We start from the raw sequence: 2,216 nt of genomic DNA, 5'->3' as shown, positions 1-2,216 counted from the left end.
AAAAATACAGCCCCTTGTGTGGGATCTACTAAGGTGGATGAGCTATCTACACAAACTGGGCCGGGATTGGTGAAATCTGTTCCATCATCCAAACGGACAAAAGCCCTACTGGGGGGATCTTGAACCTGTGAGAGTCGGATCTGGGTAATAAAGCTTCTGGAATTCGATGATTGGTAACAAACTCGAACACCTTTGAGGATAAAACCCGGAGGAATATCTAGACCTTTTTGGACTACCTTATTACCACCACCTAGAGCAGTATCACCGATAGTTGAAGATTCAATTATTAAGCCACTAAGTCCAAGACCAAAATAGTAATACTCAGGTTAAGATATGACTAAATACTAGTCACAAATAAAATGCGTAGGCTAGCAAGAACCGCAGGCATCGCACTGAAGTATAGTCAATATCTTCGCCAAAAATTGAGTTAGTCTAGCTTTTGCCGAAATAGCCCAAGACAAGAGGGAACAATACTCGTAAAGAAAGCGAAGGTAGTGTTAATCAAAAGCAGGTGATTACTTGCAGTCAATTAATTTTTTAAAAGTTACCTATGAATTTCATCAAAAATAGTTTCCAAAATTCGAGCAAAATAGCTCGTTTAAATTGGTTTTTTGAGTGTTTTATTTTACTTAGTCAAGACAGTTATTTTTTATCACTATTATTAGATCAAGTCAACTTCTTTACCCAATCTTCAAGATATAATTTTCTGTAAAATCTAATACATTTTAAAATATTTATAAGCCTAAAATTATCCTTCGCGCAGATGTATTTTGTTCGCTTATTAAAAATTTGATATCTTGTAAAATTTTATTTTATTCTTGACAAAAACGCAATTTCTTTTTCTACCAGAAATCATTTTGTGATATCTAATTAGCTGAAAAACACATAAGTTAATTTTATATATAAGCAGAGATGTCCTCAGCTTAAGCAACAATCAAGTTCATACAAGCTTTATATAATGCTGTTACCTGTAGTAAACCCGCTCATGACCTCATAAAGACGTTTGACAGCAGTTTTCATGTATTTGAACCACATCTGTCGTAAGGGCACAGCAATGCTGTGCTCCTACCGTGTGGTCTATTTACCTGAAAATAGCTGTAAGAACCATTATCCTGAACTCGACACAGCAACGATAATCTAATTCGATAATTGGCATTGCTGAATCATGGGATGATTTCGCCCAATTTGGAAGGAATTTTTAATGGTTTCAACTGCCAATTGATGCCACATTTATGCAACACCCATTTTTCCTGTATGAAACTCAAGAGTTTTTCCTCAAACACTCTACATACTGTTACGATCAACCTAAGATTTAACATCCCACTAGTGAGTTATGGAGCAAGTAACACTACCAGAGGTTTTAACTCTTGAAGAAACCTCAGCATACCTAAGACTGCCGACTCAAACAGTTGTGCATCAAGCAATGCTTGGAAATATCCCAGGTCGCAAAATTCAAGACGACTGGAGATTCTTAAAAGTAGCAATTGACGACTGGCTACGCTCAAAAAGCGGTCGGGCTGTTCTGCTTCAACAAGTAGGCACTTTAGCAGATGATGATACTTTGGCACAATTGAGAACAGCAATATACCACAGTAGGCAACGCTCGGAAGTGGATACGGAGTCTGTTGATTAATGTATTTGCTTGATACCGACACCCTTACTCATCTTTATGCTGGACAGCCAAATGTTGTTGAGCGATTGAGGTCTGTGGATGATCCAGACGTTGGCATTACCATTATTACTAAAGGTGAAGTTTTGCGCGGACGAATTGACTACCTTATAAAAGCTCAAACCGGTGCAGATTTACTTAAAGCACAGTCACTTTTATTTCGTACCGAAGAACTGCTCAATCAACTTTTAATTGTGCCAGTAAGCCAGACAGCATCAGAGCAGTTTGAGCGACTACGTATCGTTCCCAAGTTGCAAAAAATAGGACGAGCTGATTTGTTGATTGCTAGGGCGTGTTTTCAAACTCGTTGTATCCTAAAAAAGAAGCGATCGCCTTGTGATGATGATGAACAGAGGAGACTTAAGCAACGAACAGTGGGAGAGGTTAAAACCGCTACTACCACCACAAAAACCCCAAACGGATAAAAGCGATTAGCGGTTAGCGAGCTTGCGATTAGTTTTAAACAAGCCGCCCAATATGAGCGGGGTATTAACCTCCCCAAGATTAATTTTTCGCCCACGAGGGGCGAGGCATGTACCGGGTTAAT

Annotated in this window: 2 protein-coding genes; both read left to right on the top strand. The window is 38.9% G+C overall.

Annotated features, from left to right (window positions below; all coding sequences use genetic code 11):
• Window positions 1-1,333: 1,333 nt before the first annotated feature.
• Window positions 1,334-1,633: a helix-turn-helix domain-containing protein gene (locus LC574_RS36800; protein WP_229458565.1), complete on the top strand. Its 300-nt coding sequence runs from the start codon at window positions 1,334-1,336 to the stop codon at window positions 1,631-1,633.
• On the top strand, window positions 1,633-2,094 hold the full coding sequence (locus tag LC574_RS36795; protein ID WP_229458563.1) for a type II toxin-antitoxin system VapC family toxin: 462 nt from the start codon (window positions 1,633-1,635) through the stop codon (window positions 2,092-2,094). The genes LC574_RS36800 and LC574_RS36795 overlap by 1 nt, the downstream gene beginning before the upstream one ends.
• Window positions 2,095-2,216: the final 122 nt, after the last annotated feature.

The organism is Nostoc sp. CHAB 5715 (genome assembly GCF_020829685.1).
Classification (GTDB): Bacteria; Cyanobacteriota; Cyanobacteriia; order Cyanobacteriales; family Nostocaceae; genus Nostoc.
Note: the sequence above shows the minus strand (reverse complement) of the source record. Positions and strands in the feature narration are given on the sequence as shown.